Below are 18,710 nucleotides of genomic sequence, written 5' to 3'. Positions count from 1 at the left end.
TTTCAGCTTTACGAACAAAGATGCGCCACAGATTCATGTTTATATCTGCGCCATAAACCTATTTTGCAGAGTCAGATTTGGGCTCGTGCTACACCCGACTCAAAGGGTCATGATTTGATCTGGATCAAAAATATCATATTTTCGGAATGTAGCTTTCGAGGGTCAGGACCCGATCCGCGGCCTCAAGCTCGGCAGCCCGGTGCGACGCCGTGACAATCGCCGCCGAAGGCAGAAATTCCTTAACGCCCGAAAGCACTTGGCGGGCGGTCGGTCCGTCGAGCCCCTCGGTCGGCTCGTCCAGCAGCAGCACCGCCGGCGCGCGCAGCAGCGCCCGCGCCAGAACCAGCCTGCGGGCCTGTCCGCCGGACAGCCCGGCGCCGCCCTCACCCAGTTGTGACTGCAACCCGCCACGGGCGGAAACGGTCTCGTCCAGCGCGACGGCGCGCAGCACCGCGCGGGCCTTGTCCTCGGTCAAACCCGGATCGGCGAGCGCGAGGTTTTCCAGAATGCTGCCCGACAGCAGCGCCGCGCGCTGCGGCACCAGCGTCAGCGCGTCGCGCAGCGCCACCGTTTCCCACGACGGCAGCGGCTTGCCCAGCAGCAGCGCCTCGCCCGCCGTCGCGGGTTCCAGCCCCGCCAGCACGTCGAGAAGCGTGCTCTTGCCCGCGCCGCTTTCGCCCCGGATGGCGAGCATCTCGCCCGGCATCACGGCAAAGGACAGATCGTGCAGCAAAAGCCGCGTCCAGCCCGGCCGCGCCAGCGACAGATGCCGCACTTCCAACGCCGCGCCGGCGACGGCGGGCTCGGCCGGGCCGCTGCGCCTGGGCAGCGCATGCGGCGCCGGCTCGGCCATCACACGCTCGGCGGCGTCGCGCATCCGGCCGATCTCGGCCATGCCCCGGCGCAGCGGCAGCAATGTCTCGGCCAGCGACAGCGACACGAAGACGCCAATCGCGGCCAGCGCCGGATCGAGCCCGCTGCCCGCCACCAGCCAGCCCGCCAGCGCAAAGGCCGCCGCCGTCACCAGCGTCACGATGATCGCAAGGATCATCCCGGCACCGGTGTCGATGGCATCGAGCCGGTCCATCGCGCCGCGCGCCTCCTGTTCGGTCGTATCCAGCGCCGCCCGCCAGCGCGGCAGCGTGCCCTGGAGGATCGCCTCGCGCCGGCCCCGGAACAGCCCGATGGCCCGCTGACGCAGGGTCTGCATCGCCTCTTCGGCCAGGCTGGAGGGCGCCAGCGTCGCGCGCCCCACGCGCCAGAGCACCACACCGCCGCCCAGCAGGTAGCCCAGCGCGACCGAGGCCGCGATGGCGTGCGAGGTCAGCGCCCAGAGCGCCACAAAGGCCGCGCCATGGGTGATCAGCGCCGCCGCCACCGGCAAGGCCAGCCGCAGCACGACCCCGTCGAGCGCATCGACATCGGCGGTGATCCGGGTCAGCGCCGCAGCCCCGCGCAGGCGCCGCAGATCGGGCATGGAGAACCGCTCCAGCCGTTGCAGCAGCGTCACCCGCAGCCGCGCCAGCGCCCGCAACGTGGCATCATGAGTCAGCAGCCGCTCGCCATAGCGCGCCGCCGCGCGGCCCAGCGCCAGAAAGCGCACGCCCGCCGAGGGGCGGAACACGTCGAAGGCGATGCCGATCCCGGCAATCCCGGCGATGCCGGTGGCCGTGATGAACCAGCCCGACAGCCCCAGCAGCGCGGCGCCCATGATCAGCACCGCCACCGCCAGTGCCGCACCGCGCCACATCGCCCAGGGCTCGGCCCGCCACAACAGCCGCAGAACCTGCCAGAGCCGCCTCATGCCGCATCCTCCCCGAACCGCACGACCCGTCCCATGGCCGCCGCCAGCGCCGGATCATGCGTGGCCACGATCACCGTGCGCCCCTCGGCCGCGAGTGCGGCCAGCGCCTCGATGATCGCGGCGCCGTTCGCGGCATCCAGATCCGCCGTCGGTTCGTCGGCCAGGATCACGTCCGCCCCGGTCAGGAAGGCCCGCGCCAGCAGCAGCCGCCGCGCTTCGCCGCCCGAGACGCCAGCGCCGGTTTCCCCCAGAACGGTCTCCAGCCCCTCCGGCAAGGCGGCGACGATGCCCTCGGCCCGAGCCTTGCGCAGCGCGGCTTCCAGATCGGCGCCCAGATCGTGCGGATCGAGGAAGCGGTGCAGGGTCATATCCGGCACATGCACGCTTTGCGGCACATAGGCGACGCGGGCGCGCCAGGCATCGGCGATCTCGCAGCCAAGGACCTGACCGGCGACCGTAACCTGCCCTTCGGCGGGGGTCAGCAGCCCGGCGATCAGATCGAGCGCGGTGGATTTGCCCACCCCGCTCGGCCCGGACAATGCCACGCTCTCTCCCGGCGCCACCGCAAGATCGGGCAGGCGCAGCGCCAGCGTTCCGCGGGTGACCGCGACACCGCTCAGCACGACCGAGGCCGGGCCGGCCAGCGGTTCGGCCCGCGCGCCCTGCCCCAGCACCGGCGTGGTCTCGTCCGCCTCCAGCGCGTCCAGTTCGTCGGCCACCGCCTCGGCGGCGGCCTTGTCGTGCCAGCCGGCGGCCAGATCGCGCAGCGGCTGGAAATAATCCGGCGCGAGCAGCAGCAGGAACACCCCCTCGCCCAGCGTCAGCCCGGTGCCCCAGGTGCCGAAATTCAGCTCTCCCAGCAGCGAAAACCCCACATAGACCGCCACCAGCGCCACGCCGATGGCCGAGAAAAGCTCCAGCACGGTCGAGGACAGGAAGGCCACGCGCAGCACCGCCATGGTACGCGCCCGCAGCCCCTCGGCCCGCGCCTCGAAGGCGGCGCGCGAGGCGTCGCCGGCGTTCAGCAGCAAAATGTCGGGCAGCGCGGCGATGCGGTCGATCAGCAGCGTGTTCATATCGCCGATCTCGACCATCTGGCGGGTGCTCGCCTCTTTCGCGGCCATCCCAACCAGCGCCATGAAGACCGGGATCAGCGGCCCGGCGACCAGAAAGATCACCCCGACCGCCCAGGAGACATAGAAGGCGAGCGCAAGGATCAGCAGCGGCACCAGCTTCGTGCGCGCCATGGCCGGGCGGTAACGGGTGATCCAGGGGCCGAGAATGGCGAGCTTTTCGGTGAGCATCGCCGCCAGCGCGGCGGAGGAGGCCGCCGCCCCCGGCCGGCGCGCCTCGCGGGTCAGCAGGCTCTGGCGCAGGTCGTGGATGACCCCATCGGCCGCGTGGAACGCAAGCCGCGCCGCGACACGGTCGATCACCGCGCGGACCACACCCAGCAGCGCGAAACAGCCCGCCGCCACGAAGCCCGCCTGCGGCCCGGCGCCCGCGACCCAGCCGCCGATCCCCCAGGCCAGCGCCAGCGCCTGCAACGGCCAGAGGGCCGCGGCGACAGCCGACAGCAGGGCGGCGCGACGCAGCGTGCTCTGGGCCTGCTTCGGCAGCAGGCGGTCCGGTGACGAGCGTTTGGCCAAGAAAATCCCCGAAGATGTCCCTTATCGGATCGTCTTAGCCCCCGCGCGGGAGCAAGGCAAACCCGCAGCCCGCGTCACTCCGCCACCCCGGCGCCTCTCGCCAGCCACGCAACGCGCCTGCGCCGCGCCCGGTGGCGTTCTGCGTGAAAACCGGTTTCCCCCTCGCGGTTTGCGGTCTACTGTCCGCGCAAACCCTGCGCCTCATGAGGATTCCATGACCGATTATGCCGGACGCCTGCGGCTTGGCATCAACATCGACCACGTCGCCACCGTGCGCAACGCACGCGGCAGCGCCTACCCCGATCCGCTGCGCGCCGCGAAGATCGCCGAAGAGGCCGGCGCCGACGGCATCACCGCGCATCTGCGCGAAGACCGCCGGCATATCTCGGATACCGACATCGACGGGCTGATGGACACGCTGACCCTGCCGCTGAACCTCGAGATGGCGGCCACCGACGAGATGCAGGCCATCGCGCTCCGCCACAAGCCGCATGCGGTCTGCATCGTGCCGGAAAAGCGCGAGGAGCGCACCACCGAGGGCGGGCTCGAAGTGGCCAAGGACGAGAACCGCCTGGCGCATTTCATCGCACCGCTGCGCGCGGCGGGCTGCCGCGTGTCGCTGTTCATCGGCGCCGACAAGCCGCAGGTCGAGGCCTCGGCCCGCATCGGCGCCCAGGTGGTCGAACTGCACACCGGCGCGTATTGCGATCTGCATTACGAGGGCAGGTTCGACGAACGCGACGCCGAGCTGGAGCGTCTGCGCGAGATGACCGCCTTCGCCCATTCGCTGGGGCTCGAGGTGCATGCCGGCCACGGGCTGACCTATGAAACGGTCGCGCCCATCGCCGCCTTCCCCGAGGTGATGGAGCTGAACATCGGCCATTTCCTGATCGGCGAGGCGATCTTTCGCGGCCTCGGCCCGGCCATCTCCGAGATGCGCCGCCTGATGGACGAGGCCCGCGCCTGATGCTGCGCGCCGCCGGTCTCGCCCTGATCGCGCTGGCCACACCGCTCGCCGCGCAAGAGGTCCTGCCCTGCGAGTGGCAGGCCCGGGCCAACGCCATCGCCGAACCCTGGGAGCAGAACACCCGGACCTTCGCCAATGGCGCGGTCCGGCTGGCGGTGCTCGACACGATCGAGCCCGCGGCGGGCGCCTTCTGGCTGCTGATCCTGTCGCCGCCCTATAACGAGCTTGGCGACCGGCAATGCCGTGTCGTCGGCTATAACGGCGGCGGGTTCTCGGGCATGAGCCTTGCCGATCTCGGCGCCAGCTACGATCCCGCGCGGGGTCTGACCTTCACCCTGCCGGTGCAGCTCTACAATCAGGCCACCGCCGGGTTCGGCCGGGCCGCGCTTTCGGTGACGGTGAACCAGGCCACCGGAGCGGTCACCCCACGGCTGGCGCGCTAGGCGGCCCGGATGATCCTCGGAATCGGCACCGATCTGGCGAATATCGAGCGGATCGAAAAGACGCTGGCGCGCTTCGGCGACCGGTTCCGCAACCGCGTCTTCACCGAGGCCGAGCAGCAGAAGGCCGAGCGCCGCGCCGATACCGCCGGCACCTATGCCAAGCGGTGGGCGGCGAAAGAGGCCTGTTCCAAGGCGCTGGGAACCGGGCTGCGCATGGGCATCTCGTGGAAGGACATGGCGGTCACCAACCTGCGCACCGGCCAGCCGGTGATGCATGTGACCGGATGGGCCAGGGAGCGGCTGGACGCGATGACCCCGCCCGGGCACGAGGCCATCATCCATGTGACCCTGACCGACGATCACCCCTGGGCGCAGGCGTTCGTGGTGATCGAGGCGCGGCCGGTCGCCGGCAAGCGCCCGGCGCCCGAGGCTCAGCCGTAATCGCGCTCGCCGAAAATCGCCGAGCCGACGCGCACATGGGTCGCTCCGAACGCGATGGCCTCTTCGAAATCCGAACTCATCCCGATCGACAGCCCCTCGAGCCCGTTGCGGGCGGCGATCTTGCCCAGAAGCGCAAAATGCAGCGACGGGGTCTCGTCCACCGGCGGAATGCACATCAGCCCCTTCAGCGGCAGGTCCAGCGCCCGCACCTCGGCGATGAACGCATCCGCCTCGCCCGGCAGAATGCCGGCCTTCTGCTCTTCCTCTCCGGTATTCACCTGGATGAAGAGATCGGGACAGGCCCCTGTTTCCTGCGCCAGCCGCGCCAGCGTCTGCGCCAGCTTGGGCCGGTCCACCGAGTGAATCGCCGAAAACAGCTCCATCGCCTGCCGCGCCTTGTTGGTCTGCAACGGGCCGATGAGATGCACGGACACGCCCTCGAAGCGCTCCATGAAGGCCGGCCATTTGCCGCGCGCCTCCTGCACCTTGTTCTCGCCAAAGACCCGGTGGCCCTGTTCCAGCACCGCCTCGACCCGCTCCAGCGGCTGCACCTTGCTGACCGCGATCAATTGCACCGATCCCGGCGCGCGGCCTGCGGCGGCCTCGGCTTTGGCAACGCGGTCGCGGATGTCGGTCAGTCCCATGGTTCGTCTCCCCAGGCCTCGATGAAGGGTTCCAGCTCTCGCTCGTATTTCGCCCAGGCCCGCGCCGATCCGCGATAGATCGGCTGGCGCACCTGGCTGACGCTCAACGTCTTCACGGCGTCGGTGTTCTTGTGGAAATCAAGGCAGGCGTCCTGCCAGTCAAGCCCCGCGGCGGCCACCAGCGCCCGCGATTGCGGCTCGGGATCGGCCACTAGATCCTCGTAGCGGATTTCGTGGATCACCCCCGGCAAGCGGGTTTTCCAATGGCCGATCATGTCGCGGAACCGTTTGATCGCATGCGCGATGTCGGCCAGATCGTTCCCGTAACGGTGGGTGCCGGTCGCAAAGAAGTTCTTGTAAATCGAAAGGGCGATGTCCCGCGGGTCACGCTGCACCACGATAAAGCGCGCGCCGGGCAAGCTGTGATGCAGCAGCCCGACGATGAGATAGGACAGGATCGACTTGTCGGTGATCACCGGGCTCTCGCCCGGCACATCGCGGCGCGCAAGCAGCGAATAGCGCTCGGCAAAGGCGCGCAGGGCCTCGGGGGGCTCCGCCGCGAGCGGGCGCATGTCTTCGCCCACCCCGAACATGCCGTAGGCGAGCTTGAGCGCCAGCCCCAGCTCGTTGCCCGCCGCGACATCGCTGTGGGCGGCGAGAATGCGTTCGACCAGCGTCGTGCCCGAACGCGGCATGCCGGTCACGAAGATCGGGCGCGGCGACAACGGCGCGCCCCGAAGCGGTGCCCCGGGGTCCAGCCCTTCCTGCGCCGCAAGCACACCGGCAAATTCCCGGTCCTGCGCGGCATTGTCGAACGGCGCGGCCTTGCGCTGCAACGCATTGGCGCGCTTGAAACAGGCAAAAGCACGGGCCGGCTGCCCGGTTTCCTCCAGCGCCTTTCCCAGCGCATAGCCCAGGTGAATGCGCCGTTCGTCGCTGAGATCCTTGCGCGGCCAAAGCCGCTCCATCGCTTGCAGCAGCGGATCCCCGGACCGGAGCGTCTTGGTGGTGAGGAAGATCCGGTAGAGCTGCGCCTCGTCCGGATGCTGGCGGATCAGCTTGCGGAAAATCTTCTCGGCCTCGTCGAACCGGCCGAGCAATTGCAGATAATGCGCCTTGTCGGCGCGGGCCTTCAGCACCTGGCTGCCCTCGGCGATCAGCCGATCATAGGCGGCAAGCGCCTCTTCGGCGCAGCCGAAATACCGGAACCGTTCGGCGGCGTGCTGCGTCACCTTGGGATGGGAGGGCGCCAACGCCACGGCCTTGCGTAGATTGGCCAGACAAGCCTCGCGGTCGCCCTCTTCAAAGGCGATTCTCGAGAGATGAAAAACGAATTCCGGCCGCGTCGGATCGGCGGCGGCAAGCTGCGTCAGCGCGGCTTTTGCCTGCGCGAAGCGGCCTTGGGCCATATGGGCGGTGGCCTGCTGGAACAGCCGGGCTTTCGTTGCGGCGGAAAGGGGCAGCATCGGATCGGACACCTTGGCTGTGTGACAAAAGAAAAGAGCGGGCGAATGCCCGCTCTTTCCTTACCTCAATCTCCGGGGAGATTAGAAGTTCATACGCAGACCCAGCGAGTAGGTGTCGAAATCGCCGGTCACGCCGCCGATGTCGAAGTCGGAGTAGCCGTAGCCGAAGCGGGCTTCCAGGCCACCGCCGAGGTCATAGGTAGCTGCCAGACCCCAGCCGGAGGTCTCGTCGCCGCCCTGCTCGAAACGACCCCAGTTCAGGCCAACGGCCAGGGCGTTCATTTCGTAGCCGAAGCCAACACCGACGTGCTCGATGTCATCCACGCCAGCCAGATCGCTGTCGAAGTTCGAGTAGGTCAGACCGGCCGAGATGCCGTTGGCGAAGCCGCCGGTGGCCGCGACGCCCACGATGCTGCCCCAGTCGTCCAGAGCTTGGTAGCCCAGACCAACGGTCAGGTCCACGGCGCTCAGCTGGCCGCTCCAGGTCACACCCAGGCCCCAGATGGTTTCGCCCATGCCCGGAACGTCGGCACCGTCTGCGACTTGTTCAGCCGACAGCGAGAAGGTGAAGCCGTTGTAGGCGTAGTCGAAGCGAGCGATCTGACCGTCGCCGAAGCCGTCGAGGCCCAGCGCGCCGCCGTCACCGTCAGCGTGGTTGAAGCCGAGGTGGACGGTTTCGTCGTCGTTCAGCGAGCCGCCGGCCAGCGCCATTTCGGGCAGAGCCGCGTCATATGCACCGTCGGTGTCGCCCATGGTCAGGGTCGCGCCACCGTAGGAGATGAAGATGGCTTCGCCGCCCTGGGTGTTGCCCGAGAACGAGCCCGAAGCGCCGTTCACGGCCCAGGTGCCCGGGGTGCAGAGGCTGTAGTCGTCGTTGACGCCGATCACGCCGCCGCCGTTCAGGTCAACGCCTGCGGTGCGGGTTTCACAGGAGCCAGCGGCCGAGCCCGAACCGTCCGACTCGTCGAGGTCGACGTTGGCACCGAAGGTCAGGCCGTTGTCGGCTTCACCGGACATGGTGAAGGTGACGTCGATGTCGGTGAAGAACTGGGTGTCGTCGTTGCCGTTGTCGTAGATGCCCATTTCGGCCATCCCGGTCAGCGCGATCTCTGCCGAGGCGACGCCTGCGGTTGCAACCAGCGCAGTGGTAGCAAACAGAATCTTTTTCATTGTTTCCCTCATGTGTTCGTAAGGCACGTACCAATCCGGGTAGCCCGGCCTTGATGACGCTTCTATGCGCTTTCCCCCGCCGCGTTTGCAACCGGTCGCTAGACGGGCCGCCGAACAAGGCGGGCAGTGATGCGCAATTGCCACAAAAATCCGGACACCCCGGAGAGATGCCGCGCAAAGCGCCTGACTCCATAGGTATTGACGTCTTGTCGCGCGCCCTGCCGCCGAGTATGCAGGGGGCAGAAGAGACGGGACGGGCAGGAGCTTGGGCGGATGAAAGACATGCGGAAGGCAGCGAGAGTCGGCCTGATCGGCGCAATGCTGGTTCTGTCGGGCTGCGGCACGGTTCGTGGCTGGTTCGACGGCCAGGGCTCGGACACGCAGACGGTGCCTCCCGGCAATGCCGAACGGTCCCAGGAAATCATCGAGAACGAGCTTTACGGCCGCGAGGGGCGCCCCAGATCCACGATCTGGGACATCTTCCGCGCGCGCGAGGATGCCGGCAAGGTCGGCGCGGTGAACAAGTATATCTGGAACGCCTCGCTCGAGGTGCTGGATTTCCTGCCGGTAGAATCGGTCGATCCGTTTACCGGCGTGATCACCACCGGTTACGGCACCCCGCCCGGCGGCGGACGCGCCTATCGCGCGACGGTCTATGTCTCGGATCCCGCGCTTGACGCCCGTTCGCTCAATGTCGCCATCATGACTCGCTCGGGCCCTGCCGATGCCGCCACCGTGCGCGCGGTCGAGGATGCCATCCTGACCCGGGCCCGCCAGCTTCGCGGCCGCGACAGCAAGCTCTAAGCATTCCCGCCCGACCCGCGTTGCAGCGCCCCGCCCGGGGCACCGCCTGAGGTCTCAGCCGTCCTTGCCGACGTTCTCGCGGAACGCGACCTCGAACGCGGCTTTCTTGGCCTCGTCCGCCTCGCTCTGGTGCTGTGTCTTCCAGTCGTCATAGGGCATGCCGTAATAGATCTCACGCGCCTCGGCCTTGCCGATCTCGATGCCCCGCTCGGCGGCGGCTTCCTGATACCAGCGCGACAGGCAGTTGCGGCAGAACCCCGCCAGGTTCATCAGGTCGATATTTTGCACATCGGCACGGTCTTCCATCAGATGCTTGCGCAGCCGGCGAAAGGCGGCTGCCTCGATCTCGATCCGGGTCTGGTCGTCCATCTTGTCCTCCGTCATTCCGGCACCTCGTCGAGCGCCGCGTCCAGCACCGGCGCCAGGCGCTCTCCCCACTGTTTCTGCGTCTGACCGGTTTCGATCAGATCGTTGCGCAGCTCGATCAGCGTGTTCACCCGCCCATGGCGCAATGCGTGGCGGTCGATCGAATCCCCCGGCAGATGCCCGGGATAAGGCTCGTTGCGACCCACGGTCAGATCCGGCTCGGCTTCGAGCCTTGCGATCAGCGGATCCGACAGCCGCGCATCCCAGGCATGCAGGATGCCCACATGCCAGGGCCGCGATGGCCGGCCGCGAAGCTGTCGGGTGAAGGAATGCACCGCCACGATGGCGACCTCCCGCCGCGACGCCGCAAGCGATTCCAGCGCGCCGTGATACGGTCGGTAATAGGCGTTGAGCCGGCGCTCCTTTTCCACTCCGCAAGCCTGCCGGTTGCCCGGGATGACCGACCCGTCATAAAGCCGCATCAGCAGCGTCGGATCGTCCTCGCCACGGTTCGGGTCGATCACCAGACGCGAGAAATCCGCCCAGATCAGCGGCGAGTCCAGCGCTTCGGCAAGGGCCTGCGCAACCCCCAGAGCGCCTACATCATAGGCAATGTGCCGCGCCATGTCCTCTTCGGGCAGCCCAAGGCTTCCCCCCAGATCGGGCGGCACGGTATTCGTCGCATGATCGCAGGTGACCAGAAACCGTCCTTTCCGGCCCCCTCCCTCGATATGGTATGGCGTGTAGGTCATGGCTCTTGTCTTATTCCTGCCTGCTTCACTTAGTGCAGTTGCACCGCGAAGGGAATTGGGCAATACCGCAAAGGGGCGTTAGCGGTAACTGGTTTAAGGGTGAACAATGGGGCCGGCGCCATCGCACCGGAGCAGGGAGACCAAGATGAGACGTTTGCGCAAAGTCAAGATCGTGGCCACGCTGGGCCCGTCCAGCAACACATACGAGACGATCCGCACGCTTCACGAGGCCGGCGCCGATGTGTTCCGTCTCAACATGAGCCACGGCAGCCACGAGGACATCACCAAGATGCACCGGCTGATCCGTCAGGTGGAAAAGGATCTCGACAGCCCGATCGCCATCCTGGCCGACCTCCAGGGGCCCAAGCTGCGCGTGGGCGAGTTCGCGAACGGCACCGAAGAGCTCGACTGGGGCGACACGTTCCGGCTCGATCTCGATCCGGCACCAGGCGACAAGAAGCGCGTCTGCCTGCCGCATCCCGAGATCTTCCAGGCGCTCGGCGTGGGCGCGCATCTGCTGGTGAATGACGGCAAGATCCGCCTGCGGGTCGAGGAATGCGGCCCCGACTTCGCCAATTGCGTGGTCGAGGCCGGCGGCACGATCTCGAACCGCAAGGGCGTGAACGTGCCCGATGTGGTGCTGCCGCTGGCGGCACTGTCGGAAAAGGACCGCAAGGATCTGGAATTCGCCGCCGCTCTGGGCGTCGACTGGCTGGCGCTGAGCTTTGTGCAGCGCCCCGAGGACGTGGAAGAGGCGCGCAAGCTCTGCGACGGGCGCGCCGCCATCCTCTCCAAGATCGAAAAACCCTCTGCCGTGAAAGCCTTCGACAAGATCCTCGAAGTGTCCGACGGCATCATGGTGGCGCGCGGCGATCTCGGGGTGGAACTGCCGGTGCAGGCGGTGCCGCCGATCCAGAAACGCCTGATCCGCGCCTGCCGCAAGGCGGGCAAGCCGGTGATCGTGGCCACCCAGATGCTGGAAAGCATGATCGAAAGCCCGATGCCCACGCGGGCCGAGGTCTCGGACGTGGCCACCGCCATCTACGAAGGCTCCGACGCGATCATGCTCTCGGCGGAATCGGCGGCGGGGCAATACCCGGTCGAGGCGGTCACGACGATGAACAATGTCGCCGTGGGCGTCGAGAAGGACCCGACCTATACCGAGATCATCGAGGCCAGCCGCAACATCGACCGCGTCAGCGTCGCCGACGGCATCGTCGCCGCGGCGCGCGAGATCGCCGAGACCGCGAATATCAAGGTGATCTGCTGCTTCACCTCCTCGGGCACCACCGTGGCCAAGGTGGCGCGCGAACGGCCCCGCGTGCCGATCATCGCCATGACCTCGCTGCGCGGCACCGCGCGGCGGCTGTCGCTGACCTGGGGGGTGAACTGCGTGATGACCGGCGAGCTGGAGCGCTTCAAGCAGGCCGTGGTGAACGCGGCGCGGGCCGCGCGGGCGCAGGGCTATGCCGGGTCCGAGGATCAGATCGTGGTGACCGCCGGCGTGCCCTTCAACATGCCGGGGACCACGAACATCCTGCGCGTCGCGCCCTGCGACGAACGGATGATCTACTCCACCGATCCGGAGTGATCCGGCGCGGGGCCCGCGCAACGCGCGAATCGTGGCCCCGCCGCTCTCCGCGGCTGCGGCACATGTCCCATGTTGACCTGCGCCTGCGGCCAGCCGAAAGCGACGATGACAGCGCCCGCTGTCACGGCCCCCCGTTCCGTGCTAACCTGACGTCGCAGAATGCATTTCTCACGCGGCGGATTGGGCCAACATGCACCCGGATCAGTATCTTGTCCTCGGCCTGTTCCTGGCGGTGATCGCGATTCCCGCGATCATCTCGGCCTATTCCGACAGCCGCCCGCCGCGCGTCGGCGCCGTGGTTGCGGTCGCCGCCGCCGCGGTCCTGCTGCACGGCAACACCAAGCAGCCCGGCGGCTATCGGCTCACCGACATCCCGACTGCCGTCTATGGCGTGATCGGAGAGATGATCCGCTGAGCCGCGCGGGTCCGGGAACCGTCTAGCGGTTCGCTCCCGGCACCCAGAGCACATCCGCCCGGCCATCGTCATTGGCGATGCGCGAGGCGACGAAGAACCAGTCGCTGAGCCGGTTGAGATACTTCACCGCGTGCTCGTTCACATCCTCGACCGAGGCCAGCTCGACCGCCCGACGCTCGGCGCGGCGTGCCACCGTGCGGCACTGGTGCAGAAAGGCCGCCGCCGCCGAGCCGCCCGGCAGCACGAAGCTGCGCAGCGGCTCCAGCTTGGCGTTCATCGCGTCGATTTCCGCTTCCAGCCGGTCCACCTGCGTGGCGATGATGCGCAGCACGGGATAGCCCGCCTCGGCATCCTTCTCCATCTCGGGCCGACCGAGGTCTGCACCCAGATCGAACAGATCGTTCTGGATCCGTGCCAGCGCCGCGTCCAGATCGCCTTCGGCGTGCAGCCGTGCCAGCCCCACGACCGAGTTCAGCTCGTCGGTGGTGCCATAAGCCTCGACCCGCGCGGCGTATTTCGGCACGCGGGTGCCGTTGACCAGCGCGGTTTCGCCCTTGTCGCCGGTGCGGGTGTAGATCTTGTTCAGAACAACCATGGTCAGCCCCTGCGGATCAGAACGAACAACACGATCAGCACCACCGCGACGAATTGCGCGATGATGCGCCAGCGCATCGCCTTGTTCGCATATTTCTTGTTGAACTCTCCGCCCTTGGCAAAGGACCCGATGCCGAAGAGCAGCACCGCGACCACCGCCAGCATGGCGGCGGCCATCACGAGGAACAGCGGATCGTCTTTCATCTCGTCTCCTTCCGGGCTTTGCCCCTGACATAGCCGGTCGCCGGCAAAAAGCGAACGCCTATCGCGCGCGGTCGATCAGCGCATCCAGCGCGGCGGTCGGCAGGATCCGCCGCAGCCGCCCCATGAGATGGGTGGGAAAGGTCACGTAATAGCGCGGTCGCGGGCGCGGATGCTCCAGCGCCTGCACCAGCTTGGCGGTCACGGCAGAGGGCGGTCGCTCGAAACTGTCTTTCGAGGGCGCCGCATAAAGCCGCTTCAGCAGCGAGGCCTCGTATTGCGCCTTGCGCGGCGAGCCCTGCCAGTTCACCCATTTCTCGAAATAGGGCACCGAGTTTGCCCGGATGCGCGAGGTGATCGGCCCCGGCTCGATCAGGATCACCTTGATGGGTGTGTCGCGCATCTCGATCCGCAGCACATCGGTGAGCCCCTCAAGCGCGAATTTGGTCGAAACATAAGCCCCGCGCCAGGGCATCGGCACCAGCCCCAGCACCGAGGAGCAGTTGACGATCCGCCCATGCCCCTGCGCCCGCATCACCGGAATCACCGCGCGCGTCAGCGTGTGCCAGCCAAAGAGATTACCCTCGAAGATCTCGCGCAGCGCGCCGGTCGGCAGATCCTCCAGCGCGCCCGGCACCGCAAAGGCGCCGTTGTTGTAAAGCGCATCCAGCGTGCCACCGGTGGCCGCCAGCACCTCGTCCAGCGCGCGCAAAATGCTCGCCTCGTCGGTATAATCGAGCTGCGGGCTTTCGAACCCCTCGCCGCGCAGCCGTTCGCAATCGGCCTCCTGACGGCAGGCGGCGAAGACCCGCCAGCCCCGCGCGCGCAGCCCCTGCGCGGCGTCATAGCCGATCCCCGAGGAACAGCCCGTGATCAGAACGGATTTGCCGGTCATGCGCGTCTTTCCCTGCCCGTTTCGCCTCGCCTAAGCGAAAGCGCCGAGCGGGGCAAGCCGCGCTCAGTTCACCGCGACGCGCAGGAAATCGTCGGACATCCAGCCGATGCGGTTGGTCTCGACAACCTTCAGCTTGACCCAGCCCTGCCCCGGATCGGCCAGCACCTCGACCTTGTCGCCGCGCACCAGCCGGCTGACCACCGAAAACCCGGTGCCCGGCCCGTTGCGCATGTTGACGCGGCTGCCGGTGACCAGACGCAGATCGGGCAGACTCTCCAGCGCGGGCACAACCGGCGCGGCATCGCTCACCACCGGCGCGGCCGCCACATCGACGGCGCGGACCGGCGCCGCCGAGGGCAGCTCCACGGGCTTGGCCGCAACCAGCGTGATGTCGAGCTTGGGGACAGGCGCAATCGCCGGTTTGGCGCGGGTCTGTGCGACCGAGGTCAGGTCGGCCGCGCCGGTCTCCGCGCGGGCGACTTCGGGCAGACGGTCTTCTTCGAGCGACGCGACGGGCTCCAGCGGCGTGCCCGCTTCAAACCCTGCTCCGCCGGACATTTCGTACCAGGCCCAGCCAAGAAATCCGAACGTCAAAAGAATAAAGCGCGTCATATCGAACGCGGCCCCCCACCGAACTCTTCCTAAAATGTCACATCGCCGCAGGCAGACTACGCGGCGTTGCTCTTGTCTTATCCGATTCCCCCATAATACCGAAGGGAAATGCCGAAAATTTTTCCCCCGTCACAGAGGATCGCTTTACCGCTCCGGGCCACAGAGGTATCACAGCATCTATGAGCGACATCGTCGATGACCCCAACATGAACCCCCGTGACGTGGCCGAGCCTTTGCGCCGCGCCATTGGCGAGCGCTATCTGACCTACGCGCTCTCGACGATCATGAACCGCGCCCTGCCCGACGCGCGCGACGGGCTGAAGCCGGTGCACCGGCGGATTCTCTACGCCATGCGGCGGCTGCGGCTCAGCTCGTCGGGCGGTTTCCTGAAATCCGCCAAGATCAGCGGCGACACGATGGGCGACTTCCACCCCCATGGCGACGCCGCAATCTACGACGCCATGGCGCGTCTGGCGCAGGATTTCGTGATCCGCTACCCGCTGGTCGACGGTCAGGGCAATTTCGGCAATATCGACGGCGATAACCCAGCGGCCTCACGCTATACCGAAGCGCGCATGACCATCATGTCCGAGGCGCTGCTGGAGGGGCTCGACGAAAACGCCGTCGATTTTCGCCCCAACTACGACGGCCGCCTCGAAGAACCGGTGGTGCTGCCCGCCTCCTATCCGAACCTGCTGGCGAACGGCGCATCCGGCATCGCGGTGGGCATGGCCACCAACATCCCGCCGCATAATATCGGCGAGCTGATCGACGCCTGCCTGCATCTGATCAAGACCCCCGATGCCCGCGACGAAACCCTTTTGAACTACGTCCCCGGCCCCGATTTCCCCACCGGCGGGGTCATCGTCGAGCCGCGCGAGAACATCGCCGAAGCCTATCGCACCGGGCGCGGCAGCATCCGCCTGCGCGCCAAATGGGAGGTCGAGGACCTGGGCCGCGGCCAATGGCAGGCCGTGGTCACCGAGATCCCCTATCAGGTGCAGAAATCCAAGCTGGTCGAACGTCTGGCGGAGCTGATCCAGACCAAGAAGGTGCCGATCCTCGCCGACATCCGCGACGAGAGCGCCGAAGACATCCGCATGGTGCTGGAACCCAAGACCAAGAACGTGGACCCGGATGTTCTGATGAACATGCTGTTCCGCAACTCCGATCTGGAAATCCGCTTCTCACTGAACATGAACGTGCTGATCGACGGGCTCACCCCCAGGGTCTGCTCGCTGAAAGAGGTGCTGCGCGCCTTCCTCGATTTCCGCCGCGACGTGCTGGTCCGGCGGGCGCGCCACCGCATGGCCAAGATCGACAACCGGCTGGAGGTGCTCGAGGGCCTGATCGTCGCCTTCCTGAACCTCGACCGGGTGATCGACATCATCCGCTACGACGACGACCCCAAGGCCGCGCTGATGTACGAGGACTGGTCGAAACCGCACCAGGCCACCATCGCCCGCGCCACGGATGAAAGCGATTACCGCTCGCCGCTGACCGGCATCGACGTCAAGTCGCTGGAGCTGCAACCCGATCCCGAGGCTGTGGCGCGCGGCGTGCTGGCCGACGAGGGCGGCCCGGCGCAGATCCCGCACCGCTTCATCGGCCGGTCCGAGGGGCTCTCGGACGTGCAGGCCGAGGCGATCCTCAATATGCGCCTGCGCAGCTTGCGCCGCCTCGAAGAGCTGGAGCTGGTCAACGAGCGCGACAAGCTGATGGAAGAGCGCGCCGGGCTCGAAGATCTGCTCGACAGCGACGATCTGCAATGGAAGCAGATCTCCGAGCAGCTCCGCGACACGCGCAAGAAATTCGCCAAGGATCTGGAGCGTGGCGCCCGTCTGACCTCCTTTGCCGAGGCCGGCGAAGCCGAAGAGGTGCCGCTCGAGGCGATGATCGAGCGCGAGCCGATCACCGTGGTCTGCTCCCAGATGGGCTGGATCCGCGCCATGACCGGCCATATCGACCTCACCCGCGAACTGAAGTTCAAGGATGGCGACGGCCCGCGCTTCATCTTCCACGCCGAAACCACCGACCGGCTGCTGGTCTTCGGCAGCAACGGGCGCTTCTACACCGTCTCTGCCGCCAACCTGCCCGGCGGGCGCGGCATGGGCGAGCCGCTGCGCATCATGGTCGATCTGCCCAACGATGTGGAGATCGTTGACATCTTCATCCACGTGCCCGACCGGCGGCTGCTGGTCGCCTCCTCAGCGGGCGACGGCTTTGTCGTGCCGGAAAACGAGGTGCTGGCGCAGACCCGCTCCGGCAAGCAGGTTCTGAACGTCAAGGACGGGGTGAAGGCCAAGATCTGCAAGCCGGTCGCGGGCGATGCGGTGGCCGTGGTGGGCGAGAACCGCAAGGTGCTGGTCTTCATGGCCGACGAGCTGCCTGAAATGGGCCGCGGCAAGGGTGTGCGGCTGCAAAAATACAAGGATGGCGGCCTGTCCGACGCCACCACCTTCACGCTGGCCGACGGGCTCTCGTGGCACGATCCGGCGGGCCGCACCCGCACCGAAACGGCGCTTGACGAATGGATCGGCAAACGCGCCGGGACGGGGCGCATGGCGCCGCGCGGCTTCCCGAGGGACAATACCTTTACCTGATCCCGCCCCCCCGGGCGGGATCTGTTTCCCGTGGGCCCGGCAGGGCGCGTAACCGAACGGCAGAAGCGATGAGCGACGGCAACTATGCCCATGGCGATTACACCGGTCACGGCAAGGCGCTGTTCTGGCTGGCGTTGTGCACCGGGCTGCTGACCCTCCTCACCCTCGGGATCTACCGCTTCTGGGCCAAGACCCGCATCCGCCGCTATATCTGGTCCTCTGCCCGGCTCGACGGATCGCGCTTCGAATATACCGGCACCGGGCTGGAGAAATTCCTCGGCTTCCTGCTCGCCGTGGTGTTCCTCGCGGTCTATCTGGGGCTGATCCAGATCGTGCTGTTCTATTTCGGCCTGCGGATCTTTGCCGCGCCGCAGACACCCGAACAGGCCCTCGCCCAGACCGCGGGCTTCTCGGTCTCGGCCCTTGCGCTGATGCCCTTCATCTTCTTCGCCATCTACCGCGCCCGCCGCTACAAGCTCGCCCGCTCGCGCTGGCGCGGCATCCGGTTCGGCATGGACAAGGCCGCCTGGGGCTATGCCTTCCGTGCCCTCGGATACTGGCTTCTGACCCTGATCAGCCTGGGTCTGCTGACCCCGTTGATGACCTTCCGGCTGGAAAAATACATGACCGACCGGTCCTGGTTCGGCGATGCGCAATTCGAACAGCAAGGCCGCTGGACCGCGCTTTACGCCAAGATGAAGCACATCTTCATCGGCCTGGTGCTGATGGCTCTGGGCGGCACCGCCGCCGCCTTCATCGAAGAGCCCGCCTCGCTGCTCACGATGCTGGCGGTTCTGGCGATCCCCACGGGGCTCGTCTGGTTCGTCATCGGGGTGATTTCCTACCGCGTGCAGTGCTTTGCCTATCTGACCCGGCACAAGATGCTGATGGGCAAGATCGCCTTCCACGCCCAGCCCCGCACCGCAAAAGTGATCGGCACCTATATCGTCGGCAGCCTGATCCTCAGCCTCTTGCTCTCCGTTGCGGTCGCGGTGTTCGGCGGCATCGCGGCGCTGATGCTGTCGGGGCTCGATCTCACGGCACCGGACAGCACGTTCGAACCCGGAATGATCCCGCCCATCGTGATCTCGGTCGCGGGCTATCTGCTGACGCTGATCGCCGCGCAGGCGGGCGCGCTAGCGCTGATCACCCAGCCGATCCTGCGCCATTACGTGCAGAGCCTGACGGTGATCAATATCGAGGCGCTGGCCGAGATCCACCAGCGTCTGGCCGATCCCGGCGCCGATGCCGAAGGCTTTGCCGATGCGCTCGACATCGGCGGGGCGATCTGAG

General features: G+C 67.1%; 19 protein-coding genes. 8 read left to right on the top strand and 11 right to left on the bottom strand.

What is annotated here, in order from left to right:
- Positions 1-133 precede the first annotated feature (133 nt).
- Both M4578_RS16240 and M4578_RS16235 read right to left on the bottom strand, forming a co-directional pair.
- Positions 134-1,804, bottom strand: coding sequence for an amino acid ABC transporter ATP-binding/permease protein (locus M4578_RS16240; RefSeq protein WP_258094339.1), 1,671 nt, complete (start codon positions 1,802-1,804; stop codon positions 134-136).
- Entirely contained in the window at positions 1,801-3,453 is a 1,653-nt protein-coding gene (locus M4578_RS16235; RefSeq protein WP_258094338.1) for an ABC transporter ATP-binding protein/permease, read from the bottom strand. The genes M4578_RS16240 and M4578_RS16235 overlap by 4 nt, the downstream gene beginning before the upstream one ends.
- A 214-nt stretch (positions 3,454-3,667) precedes the next feature.
- On the opposite strand from M4578_RS16235, the gene M4578_RS16230 reads away from it, so the two are divergent.
- The 3 genes from M4578_RS16230 to acpS are packed head-to-tail and all read left to right on the top strand — an operon-like array spanning position 3,668 to position 5,304.
- Complete coding sequence (locus tag M4578_RS16230) at positions 3,668-4,420, top strand: pyridoxine 5'-phosphate synthase (RefSeq protein WP_258094337.1); 753 nt, start codon at positions 3,668-3,670, stop codon at positions 4,418-4,420.
- On the top strand, positions 4,420-4,863 hold the full coding sequence (locus tag M4578_RS16225; protein WP_258094336.1) for a hypothetical protein: 444 nt from the start codon (positions 4,420-4,422) through the stop codon (positions 4,861-4,863). The genes M4578_RS16230 and M4578_RS16225 overlap by 1 nt, the downstream gene beginning before the upstream one ends.
- A gap of 9 nt (positions 4,864-4,872) precedes the next feature.
- Positions 4,873-5,304: a holo-ACP synthase gene (gene acpS / locus M4578_RS16220; protein WP_258094335.1), complete on the top strand. Its 432-nt coding sequence runs from the start codon at positions 4,873-4,875 to the stop codon at positions 5,302-5,304.
- Here the strand turns inward: acpS and M4578_RS16215 are convergent.
- The 3 genes from M4578_RS16215 to M4578_RS16205 form a co-directional block, all read right to left on the bottom strand.
- On the bottom strand, positions 5,295-5,948 hold the full coding sequence (locus M4578_RS16215; protein WP_258094334.1) for a YggS family pyridoxal phosphate-dependent enzyme: 654 nt from the start codon (positions 5,946-5,948) through the stop codon (positions 5,295-5,297). The genes acpS and M4578_RS16215 overlap by 10 nt on opposite strands.
- The gene (locus M4578_RS16210; protein WP_258094333.1) at positions 5,939-7,414 is read right to left on the bottom strand and encodes a tetratricopeptide repeat-containing sulfotransferase family protein; all 1,476 of its coding nucleotides are present in this window, start codon (positions 7,412-7,414) and stop codon (positions 5,939-5,941) included. Before M4578_RS16210 ends, M4578_RS16215 begins: the two co-directional genes overlap by 10 nt.
- An 81-nt stretch (positions 7,415-7,495) precedes the next feature.
- Complete coding sequence (locus M4578_RS16205; RefSeq protein WP_258094332.1) at positions 7,496-8,584, bottom strand: porin; 1,089 nt, start codon at positions 8,582-8,584, stop codon at positions 7,496-7,498.
- A gap of 282 nt (positions 8,585-8,866) precedes the next feature.
- Here M4578_RS16205 and M4578_RS16200 point away from each other — a divergent pair, with 282 nt between their 5' ends.
- The gene (locus M4578_RS16200) at positions 8,867-9,388 is read left to right on the top strand and encodes a DUF3576 domain-containing protein (protein WP_258094425.1); all 522 of its coding nucleotides are present in this window, start codon (positions 8,867-8,869) and stop codon (positions 9,386-9,388) included.
- Positions 9,389-9,442: 54 nt separating this feature from the next.
- Here M4578_RS16200 and M4578_RS16195 read toward each other — a convergent pair whose 3' ends face one another.
- Complete coding sequence (locus M4578_RS16195; RefSeq protein ID WP_258094424.1) at positions 9,443-9,757, bottom strand: DUF1244 domain-containing protein; 315 nt, start codon at positions 9,755-9,757, stop codon at positions 9,443-9,445.
- Positions 9,758-9,768: 11 nt separating this feature from the next.
- Positions 9,769-10,506, bottom strand: coding sequence for an N-formylglutamate amidohydrolase (locus M4578_RS16190; protein WP_258094331.1), 738 nt, complete (start codon positions 10,504-10,506; stop codon positions 9,769-9,771).
- Between the two features lie 145 nt (positions 10,507-10,651).
- Between M4578_RS16190 and pyk the strand changes: the two genes are divergently transcribed.
- A complete protein-coding gene (pyk, locus tag M4578_RS16185) occupies positions 10,652-12,097 on the top strand; it encodes a pyruvate kinase (protein ID WP_258094330.1) in 1,446 nt (481 codons plus the stop codon).
- 190 nt (positions 12,098-12,287) lie between these two features.
- Positions 12,288-12,512: a hypothetical protein gene (locus M4578_RS16180; RefSeq protein ID WP_258094329.1), complete on the top strand. Its 225-nt coding sequence runs from the start codon at positions 12,288-12,290 to the stop codon at positions 12,510-12,512.
- 22 nt (positions 12,513-12,534) lie between these two features.
- On the opposite strand, the gene M4578_RS16175 is transcribed toward M4578_RS16180, so the two are convergent.
- From M4578_RS16175 to M4578_RS16160, 4 genes are all read right to left on the bottom strand, one after another.
- On the bottom strand, positions 12,535-13,107 hold the full coding sequence (locus tag M4578_RS16175; protein WP_258094328.1) for a cob(I)yrinic acid a,c-diamide adenosyltransferase: 573 nt from the start codon (positions 13,105-13,107) through the stop codon (positions 12,535-12,537).
- Positions 13,108-13,109: 2 nt separating this feature from the next.
- On the bottom strand, positions 13,110-13,310 hold the full coding sequence (locus M4578_RS16170; protein WP_258094327.1) for a twin transmembrane helix small protein: 201 nt from the start codon (positions 13,308-13,310) through the stop codon (positions 13,110-13,112).
- A gap of 58 nt (positions 13,311-13,368) precedes the next feature.
- A complete protein-coding gene (locus M4578_RS16165; RefSeq protein WP_258094326.1) occupies positions 13,369-14,202 on the bottom strand; it encodes an SDR family NAD(P)-dependent oxidoreductase in 834 nt (277 codons plus the stop codon).
- A 63-nt stretch (positions 14,203-14,265) separates the two neighbouring features.
- On the bottom strand, positions 14,266-14,814 hold the full coding sequence (locus tag M4578_RS16160) for an SH3 domain-containing protein (protein ID WP_258094325.1): 549 nt from the start codon (positions 14,812-14,814) through the stop codon (positions 14,266-14,268).
- A 179-nt stretch (positions 14,815-14,993) separates the two neighbouring features.
- Between M4578_RS16160 and M4578_RS16155 the strand changes: the two genes are divergently transcribed.
- Both M4578_RS16155 and M4578_RS16150 read left to right on the top strand, forming a co-directional pair.
- Positions 14,994-17,417 (top strand): DNA topoisomerase IV subunit A, encoded by a 2,424-nt coding sequence (locus M4578_RS16155; RefSeq protein ID WP_258094324.1) that lies wholly within the window; start codon positions 14,994-14,996, stop codon positions 17,415-17,417.
- 68 nt (positions 17,418-17,485) lie between these two features.
- Positions 17,486-18,709 carry a YjgN family protein gene (locus M4578_RS16150; RefSeq protein ID WP_258094323.1) on the top strand — a complete coding sequence of 408 codons (1,224 nt, stop codon included), beginning with the start codon at positions 17,486-17,488 and terminating at the stop codon, positions 18,707-18,709.
- The last annotated feature ends 1 nt before the right edge of the window (position 18,710 follow it).

Origin of the sequence: Salipiger pentaromativorans, from assembly GCF_024721115.1 — a bacterium.
GTDB classification, from domain to species: domain Bacteria; phylum Pseudomonadota; class Alphaproteobacteria; order Rhodobacterales; family Rhodobacteraceae; genus Salipiger; species Salipiger pentaromativorans.
Note: the sequence above shows the minus strand (reverse complement) of the source record. Positions and strands in the feature narration are given on the sequence as shown.

Coding starts and splice junctions, on each gene's coding strand:
- M4578_RS16240 (WP_258094339.1), bottom strand. CDS start 1,804: ATGAGGCGGCTCTGGCAGGTTCTGCGGCTGTTGTGGCGGGCCGAGCCC.
- M4578_RS16230 (WP_258094337.1), top strand. CDS start 3,668: ATGACCGATTATGCCGGACGCCTGCGGCTTGGCATCAACATCGACCAC.
- M4578_RS16225 (WP_258094336.1), top strand. CDS start 4,420: ATGCTGCGCGCCGCCGGTCTCGCCCTGATCGCGCTGGCCACACCGCTC.
- acpS (WP_258094335.1), top strand. CDS start 4,873: ATGATCCTCGGAATCGGCACCGATCTGGCGAATATCGAGCGGATCGAA.
- M4578_RS16215 (WP_258094334.1), bottom strand. CDS start 5,948: ATGGGACTGACCGACATCCGCGACCGCGTTGCCAAAGCCGAGGCCGCC.
- M4578_RS16210 (WP_258094333.1), bottom strand. CDS start 7,414: ATGCTGCCCCTTTCCGCCGCAACGAAAGCCCGGCTGTTCCAGCAGGCC.
- M4578_RS16205 (WP_258094332.1), bottom strand. CDS start 8,584: ATGAAAAAGATTCTGTTTGCTACCACTGCGCTGGTTGCAACCGCAGGC.
- M4578_RS16200 (WP_258094425.1), top strand. CDS start 8,867: ATGCGGAAGGCAGCGAGAGTCGGCCTGATCGGCGCAATGCTGGTTCTG.
- M4578_RS16195 (WP_258094424.1), bottom strand. CDS start 9,757: ATGGACGACCAGACCCGGATCGAGATCGAGGCAGCCGCCTTTCGCCGG.
- M4578_RS16190 (WP_258094331.1), bottom strand. CDS start 10,506: ATGACCTACACGCCATACCATATCGAGGGAGGGGGCCGGAAAGGACGG.
- pyk (WP_258094330.1), top strand. CDS start 10,652: ATGAGACGTTTGCGCAAAGTCAAGATCGTGGCCACGCTGGGCCCGTCC.
- M4578_RS16180 (WP_258094329.1), top strand. CDS start 12,288: ATGCACCCGGATCAGTATCTTGTCCTCGGCCTGTTCCTGGCGGTGATC.
- M4578_RS16175 (WP_258094328.1), bottom strand. CDS start 13,107: ATGGTTGTTCTGAACAAGATCTACACCCGCACCGGCGACAAGGGCGAA.
- M4578_RS16170 (WP_258094327.1), bottom strand. CDS start 13,310: ATGAAAGACGATCCGCTGTTCCTCGTGATGGCCGCCGCCATGCTGGCG.
- M4578_RS16165 (WP_258094326.1), bottom strand. CDS start 14,202: ATGACCGGCAAATCCGTTCTGATCACGGGCTGTTCCTCGGGGATCGGC.
- M4578_RS16160 (WP_258094325.1), bottom strand. CDS start 14,814: ATGACGCGCTTTATTCTTTTGACGTTCGGATTTCTTGGCTGGGCCTGG.
- M4578_RS16155 (WP_258094324.1), top strand. CDS start 14,994: ATGAGCGACATCGTCGATGACCCCAACATGAACCCCCGTGACGTGGCC.
- M4578_RS16150 (WP_258094323.1), top strand. CDS start 17,486: ATGAGCGACGGCAACTATGCCCATGGCGATTACACCGGTCACGGCAAG.